At 47.7% G+C, this 7,612-nt stretch carries 6 protein-coding genes; 2 read left to right on the top strand and 4 right to left on the bottom strand.

Annotation, left to right across the window (positions count from 1 at the left end):
- A partial coding sequence (locus D0T11_RS21205; RefSeq protein ID WP_317127281.1) for a DUF6603 domain-containing protein occupies window positions 1–1,208 on the bottom strand: 1,208 nt, incomplete at its 3' end.
- Window positions 1,209–1,326: 118 nt separating this feature from the next.
- Here D0T11_RS21205 and D0T11_RS22290 point away from each other — a divergent pair.
- A complete protein-coding gene (locus D0T11_RS22290; protein WP_147374781.1) occupies window positions 1,327–1,653 on the top strand; it encodes a hypothetical protein in 327 nt (108 codons plus the stop codon).
- 1,311 nt (window positions 1,654–2,964) lie between these two features.
- Here the strand turns inward: D0T11_RS22290 and D0T11_RS22295 are convergent.
- Entirely contained in the window at window positions 2,965–5,553 is a 2,589-nt protein-coding gene (locus D0T11_RS22295; protein ID WP_147374782.1) for a hypothetical protein, read from the bottom strand.
- Window positions 5,554–5,593: 40 nt separating this feature from the next.
- Window positions 5,594–5,821, bottom strand: coding sequence for a hypothetical protein (locus D0T11_RS21210; protein ID WP_119657813.1), 228 nt, complete (start codon window positions 5,819–5,821; stop codon window positions 5,594–5,596).
- A gap of 186 nt (window positions 5,822–6,007) precedes the next feature.
- Here D0T11_RS21210 and D0T11_RS21215 point away from each other — a divergent pair, with 186 nt between their 5' ends.
- Window positions 6,008–6,829: an IS982 family transposase gene (locus D0T11_RS21215; protein ID WP_119657814.1), complete on the top strand. Its 822-nt coding sequence runs from the start codon at window positions 6,008–6,010 to the stop codon at window positions 6,827–6,829.
- Here D0T11_RS21215 and D0T11_RS22770 read toward each other — a convergent pair.
- A partial coding sequence (locus D0T11_RS22770) for a hypothetical protein (protein WP_220473762.1) occupies window positions 6,818–7,612 on the bottom strand: 795 nt, incomplete at its 5' end. The genes D0T11_RS21215 and D0T11_RS22770 overlap by 12 nt on opposite strands.

Here is a 7,612-nt window from a genome sequence, read left to right on the forward strand (position 1 = left end):
TGCAGGTAGAGCTGCAGGGTGAGCTTGTTCTGGCCGTTGCGCTTGATGGCCACGCCGGCCCCGATCTGCACGTCGAGGCGGAAGGGGTTGAACTGGAAGAGCGTGTCGAAGAACAGGTGGCCCTCCAGCGAGAAGCCCAGCGGCAGGTCGACGAACAGGTCGAGGCGGGCGCCGACCTGCACCGTGTTGGAGGTGATGGCCAGGTAGGTGTGCAGCACCAGCCGGAAGTCGCGGCTGTCGGCCAGCGCCAGGCGCAGGCGCTGCAGGGTGGGCAGGTTGGCGTTGGCCGGGGGCTGGAAGGCGGGGTGAAAGCCGCCGGCAGTGAGCAGGAACACGGGGTTCTGGCCCTGGTAGAGGCGGAAGGCCCCGTCGCCGCTGAGCGGGAAGCGGTCAAGGATACTCGAATCGTGCAGCGTGGCGTCGAACTCGACGCTGCCGGCCCCGAAGTCGACGCTGCCCACAAAGTCGGCCCGCAGGCGCAGGATGGGCTTGTCGAAGCTGGGCAGCGTGGCCCGCAGCACGCCCAGCAGCACCAGGCGCACGGGGGCGGGCAGCTCGATGATCAGGCCCACATCGAGCGTGAGCAGCGTTTTGGGTGCCCCCCAGCCGATGCGGGCCAGCAGCCCGAACACGTAGCGGCCCTCGGTGGCCGGGAAGCTGGCGTCGGCCAGGGCCAGGGCGGCGGCCGGGTTGTCGAGCACGTTGGCCGGGAACAGCAGCTGGTCCAGCTGCCCGCTGGCGAGCAGCCCGCGCAGGTAGTCGGTGTTGGCCGCGCGGTTGACGCCCACCAGGCCCCCGATACCGTTGAGCGTAAAGCCCAGCCCGAGTTGGAGGGGCTTGAAGCCGGTGGCCGTGATGAGCAGCAGCAGCGAGTAGCCGTCGCGGCCCGCGGGCAGCTCGGTTTGCAGCAGCCCAATCGCGTTGAGGTTGATCTTCTTGTTGAGCGTGAGGTTCGCTACGCCGGCATACTGCTTGGCCGCCGGATTGAAGTACAGGTAGCCCCCGCCAGTGACGGTGTCGGAGTCCACTTCGATTCCGATGCCTTTAGGTAACTGGAATGAAATATCCAGTTTACTAGGCCCAGTCACGCTAAGCTCAGAAGAAAAATCAAGACTTGCTTGGGCTCCTACTTCTTCTACATTAAGTATTATGGGACCCAAACTAACACTACCTGTTGCTGATAAGGATAAGCTTATACCCGTGTTCAAAGCTTTTACTCTAATATTCAGAATATCTATATTAATAAAGTTTCTGTAGTGTGGCGATTGATTGAAAATGAATATTTTTTCAAGACCAAATCCGCCATTGAAATAAAATCCTTTACCTTTGCTCCAACCGGTTATTATTTCTAGAGGAAGGATAATTTCTTCAGCAGGCAGTATTTTATTTATAAAACTATCTCCATCACCCGATTTAATTATGAAATTAGAGTTAATTAATGTAAAAAATGCGCCAAAATTATTATTGTCTCCTAGTCTAGAAATGAAAATTTCTAAGGAAACTCCTCCTACTTCTAATCTAGTTCCATCAACACTTCCAAACTTTAATGCAGGCACATTTTGTCGGGAGGATGGAGATGAGATTTTGACTATAATTTTTGAACTATTGCTGGAACTCCCTATTAATGAGACATCATTTTGTGTTACTTTGTAGCCGGCAAACACTCCTGTCGTTTCCGCTTTTACTATCCATTGTTCAATATCATGTTCAAAACTGAGCTCGCCAAAAGGTTGTATAAATACACCAGGGCCACCTTCTGAAGCTGACAATACTCCCGCAGTTGCACCTGCTTCTATATAAGTATTATTTGCAAGAGTAAAGCTCTTGCGAACTGTAATCATACCACTGAGTCTATCCCATACATCTATACTAATGTTTGCAGGTTTTTGAGTCGGCGAGCGAGCAGATACAGCTTCAAGTCCAACAGAGTTTAGCAGCTTCGATAAAGCAACAAATAATCTGGCCCCAGTTGCTGTTGCTTCAGGAACTGTATCAAGGCCGTTTGGCCAATAACGAGTTCCTAATGTTACTTTAGGATCTTTAATGAAAGACGAAAATGCATTTACATCTATTGTTTTTTTTCTCTGCGGATCAAAGATACATATCCCATTGTGAACAACAATAGAATCTAAACTATAACCAATACATCCAATAAATTCAAGAATATAAAAGAAATGTCTTTGATGATCAAATAAATATTCAACAAACATTTTACTAGCAATATCTGGCAATAAAGTATTTATTATTGGTGATCCAGAGCCAAATGCATTAATAGTATCCTCAGCCGATTTAATAATACTGTTAGCTTGACGCAAACTATTGCGAAAATCCGTGATAGTTTGAGGAGCATTCCTGTAAGAAAGATCATTGAATTCTGCCAATGTGCTGGCAAATATTTGTATTCCTTCAATAATGCCATCTAAACTGATGTCGTCATTCGCAATAGCTTTAATATCCCATCCGTATTCAATAAAGAAATCCAACATAGGATCCCTGCTCCTCGCAGATTCAACGAGGGGATACCATATTTTTTTGACTTCTAAAAAAAATGTTTTTTGAAAGTTTAATTGGTTCATGATATTTGTATTTTAGTGAAGCAATTAATGACTTCTCTTGTGTATTACCCATAAGCATAATCCTATGAATATTATAATCTTTGGAACCCAAAATATTGGCCTATCTAAATATTCCATGCACAAGTCATTTATACCTAATCCCGACCTGTTGCCTTTGATAAAAAATAATTCTAAAGCAAAAATAAGTGAATGAAAAATTAAAAAAAACTTAAGTAAACTATATGGTTTTGAGCGGAGTGAGTACAACACAGTTACACAGAAAATACTTGGGCTAAGCAACACCAAGTTACCGATAAGGGAAAGCACATCCATGTGCTCCCATGGATCAGCCGAAGCCTTTTGAGGGAATAATAAGCAAAGACAAAGTATTAAAGTAGAACCGATGCACTTACGGATTTGGTGTTTCATCATTATCGTTCGGATTTAAAAAGCAGACATGCACTGTATAGGGCTGTATAACGAAGTCTTGGTCGTGGTAGACTCCATCTTTTGAATACCACAGTGCATGGGTTACTTCTAACGCATTGCCAACTGTTTGCATAGTAACTTCACCGAGGCAATCCATACCAACGGCTATAGTATAGTCAGACCATTTTGTTTCTCTACTATGATGATAAGCTAAAGTTTGGATGTAATCTGAGGGTAAAGTATAAGGATAAGAATTAGCAGCACCTGTATAAATACCTCTTGCATCTGCACTTCGAGCATCATTTTTAAAGAATAAACTGTAAGCAAAATCAAATCCAATTACTGGATCAACCCTGTGGGTTTGACTATTCTGTGCAAAAAAAGAATATGTAGAAGGTAGCGACTCTGACGTAGCAAAATTGGACCAGCTACCGTCAAGATCTCTAAATTGCATAAATCTAGAATTTATCTTACTACCAACAACATAGCGTGCGTAACCTTCTGTAGGCAATGCATTTGGATGTCCAAACTGAGCAAGTGTTTTTATTATATCTAGTGCATTTCCTGATTCAGATGCAAAATCTTTGGTTTTAGAATTGCTATTCTTCAAAGAGCTTGAAGTTAACTGCGCAAAAGAAGAAACTCTATTTTCTGTTTGTGATTTGATCCAATATTTGCACTCCGCTGTAAAAGAAAAATGAACGTCTCCGGATAAAATTATGACTTTTTCAACTATAGCCAGGGTGCTCAATACTTCTTCAAAACAATTCTTATTAAAACTCCAGGCTTCCCAATCTATAATTCTACTTCTGTCTATGAGAGATTTAAAAGTGATAGACTGAATGTCTACTAAATAAGGCTGTAAAGAATCTTCCCATATAGTGTGTCCAATTATTGGGGCAGGAGCAATTAGTAAAACGAACTCCTGATCAGGTAGCATATTTTGCAGGTTCAATGTCAGTTGATCATTTAATGCACGCTGACTCAATAATGCCGGCCCTCCTCCTATGTTTGGAAAAAACCGGCGTGTACGGCTGTCTAACACAACTACCCTAAAATTATTAAAATCGATTCGATAAGATAAAATAATCGAATTTTCTAATTCAATTCCTTGCAGACCGTAACTACTAGCATCTCTGTTAATCGTAGGAATAATCATAGTTCCTATTGAGTCGGCTATAGATTGAATATAACCATTCGCAGAAATTGATTCTAATATTTTGGGTAATGTGTTATTTTGATTGACACCATACTGAGTTTCATTGGGTACATTTCCCCAATCTTGAAAAATTGCGTAGGCAGATATAGCGTTTTGAATTATTCTCCTTCCGAGTAAATTTTCTTCGTCAAGAACTGTTTCCGTCCATTGCCCATCAATGTACCAGTCGTCTGTCACATCATGATCGTCGCAAATCATATAGCAAGGAACATTGGCAATAGCTCTCCTAACCATACTCAGACTCTCCCACATTGTCATTACTGCACTTGTCTCAGCAATAAAATCGCTTTTCTCTTTATAAACCCATATTTGGCTAGCTTCTTTATTTAAGTAATATGCTTGAACAACAGGCAATCCGTCTGATGGAGGGAATACATCTTCCCACATAGGAAAAGAAGACTCTTGTTCATTCCATAGAACTGGTGACCAAACAAACAAATACATTAAATAGAATTCACTCAGCTTCATCAAGTGACTCTTTGAAGATTCAGGTTCATCACCAACAGATAACTTTGCTAAATCTTTAATGATATTATTTCTTGCATCAGCTCTAAAGCCCGGCCTAATGTTGTCACTTGGCTCAATAAGTGGTAATGCTTCCTGCCAACCTATTAAAACAGACTCTGCATCTTGTATCAAATATAGTAGTACATCAGCAACGTCGTCTGCATAAATCTGATCTCCCGTCAAATAAAGCTGATGCGGTCTGGAATTAGCAGAAGCAGCAGATTCTTTTATTAAAATATCAATAGCCGCCATTGCGTCCAAATCACCTCCGTGAGGCTTTCTGCATGAAGCATGGACAATCCTCAAATCATTTACGCTACTTGGAGGTAAAGAGAACGAAGGTCTATCTTGTCCTTTGTCTAAGTAAGCAATTAAATTAATGCCGCCTATCGCTGCATCTTGTTTAGATAGAATACCAACTGATTTTAAAGTAGTTCCAGACCAAGGATCTACTCCCGGAAATTGTATGTCATATTGATAAATAACTCCTTCTGAAAGGGGTACCCCAGTAGTAAAATCAATTTTAGCTGTGATAACAGAAACGTAGAGAGAATCGCCTAGCTTGATAAGAGAGGTAGGCTCGCTCTCTACTACAACAACATTCCCGTTGCCTTCGAATATTTTTAATATAATATTACCTGGATTTGCTCTAAGGGCTATCCAAACAGAAACCGAAAACGGCTCTGTTCTACGAAGAATAGGACCGGCAATAACTAAAGGCAAATTATTTATTCTGCTCGCGAGCCCATTATTCTGCTTCCAATTCATGTGATTGATTTTTTTAAAAGGGTTAGGACTCAATAAAAAATAAATTATTTTGAATATAAATTCACCAAGTCTCACAAAAGATAGCGAAGCACGTCTTCGGCTGTTAAAGCAGTCGTTACACAATCAGTTCTAAATTTTTAATCAGCAACTCTAAAAACCGTTTATCAAACTTGGGGGCCTTGAGCAGCTTGCGACGAAAGGCTGGCTGCCCGAGCCAGTCGGTCATCGATGCGCGCAACGGGTCGAACACGTTGACCAGCAAACAGTAGAAACCCGTGTGCAGGTCGGTGGCGTCGAAGACCAGCTCCAGGATGGGGGTTTGCTGGAGCGTGGCCCGCGCCACCCAGATGTATTTGGGCAGCGAGCTGACCAGGATGCGGCGCAGCGGCTCGCCGCTTACCGGTCGTAAGTAACGTAATTCCTCCTTGTAGTTAACCCAAGTTGCGGAGTAAGTTGGGGCTAAAAAAAAGTCTGTTCCGCACGAGAAAGACTAGGTTTGAAGTATTCAACCCCTTCAAGCCCCCTTCCCATGACAGAACAGACCGTAGCAATGTACTGCTTCATCGACGACTTCTTGCGCCTGACCCGCCCGCAGGCCCCCCATAAGCGCCACCTCTCCGACGCTGAAATCATCACCACGGCCCTGCTGGCGGCCCGCTTTTTCGGGGGTAATCTGGCCGCCGCCCGCCGCTATATGCGGCAGCACTGGGGCATGAAAGCGCTGGACAAGAGCGGCTTTACCCGCCAGCTGCATCGTCTCCACGACACGCTCAAGTATCTGTTCTTCGCCCTGGGCCAGCACCTGAAACAGCTCAATACCGAGGCCCGCTACGTCATCGATTCGTTCCCCGTTCCCGTCTGTGATAACGTGCGCATCAGCCGCTCTCAGCTGCTGGAGGGCGAGGCCTACCGGGGCTACTCGGCCAGCAAACGGCGCTATTTCTACGGCTTCAAAGTACAGCTGCTCATGACCCACGACGGGCTGCCGGTCGAGTTCTACATTCACGCCGGCAGCGAGGCCGACATCACGGGCTTGAAGGCGTTGGACCCGCAATTGCCCGCCGGCAGCGTGCTTTATGCGGATGCTGCGTACACGGACTACGCCTTGGAGGACGCGTGGTACGCGTTGGAGGAGGTGGCGCTCACCGTCGACCGCAAGAAGGGCAGCAAGCGGCCCCACGAACCGTGGCAAAACTTTCTGATTCAGTACTTTCGCAAAGGCATCGAAACCACGATTAGTCAAATCACGGAGCGCTTTCCCAAGTCCATTCACGCCGTCACGGCCCAGGGATTCGCCCTTAAACTCCTGCTTTTCATCTTCACCCACACCCTGGCCGAGTTAGGGGCATAGGCCGCAACTTGGGTTATTGCTGTAGTCCAAATAAATATCCCACACGATGTCGGCCCGCTCCTGAATCGTGTCAGTGAAGATCTGCTCGAACAGGCCCACCTGCCGGTACACCTGCTCATAGGTGATGCGGATGTCGGCCGTAAGCGGCACGAACAGGCTGAAGAGCGAGGCTTCGCGGTGCTGCTGCCAGCGCCCGGGGGCCGTTTGCCAGTCGGCGTCGGCGGGCCAGGGCGTGCGCAGGCGGCCCTGCTCGGTGAAGCCGTAGCGGGCGAAGGGGCCCATCTGGTCGTCGTGGGCGTAGAGGCGGTCGAGCGCGTCGGAGGCCAGCGAGATGTCGGGCGTGGGCAGGGCCGTGGCGGGGGCCAGGCGGTAGCCGGTGATGGTGACCAGGTGACCCAGGTCGGGGTTTTCGTCGAGCAGCAGGAACAGCAGCACGGGCAAGCCCAGGCGCAGGTAGGCGTAGAGGAAGCCCTTGGCCCCGCGCAGCTGCTGCTGCATGCGGACGGTGGCCGAATCGCCGGGCGGCAGCAGGCCCCACTCGTGGCCCTGGCGGTAGGTGCGCAGCTCGGCCACCAAGCCCACGGCCTCGATGGCCTCGCCAATCTGGGTCTGGTCGAGGCCGGCGCTGGGGAAGGTGCGGCCGTGGCGGTAGAACAGGTTGCGGGTGGTGGCCGTGATGTGGTAGGGCGAGGGCAGGGCTGTCTGGAACAGGGCCGCCGTTTTGTGGAAGGCCATCCACAGGGCCGTGGTGGCGCAGGCACTCACGTTGTTGTCCTGCTCCTG

Origin of the sequence: Hymenobacter rubripertinctus (assembly GCF_003583925.1) — a bacterium.
In the GTDB taxonomy this organism is placed as follows: Bacteria; Bacteroidota; Bacteroidia; order Cytophagales; family Hymenobacteraceae; genus Hymenobacter; species Hymenobacter rubripertinctus.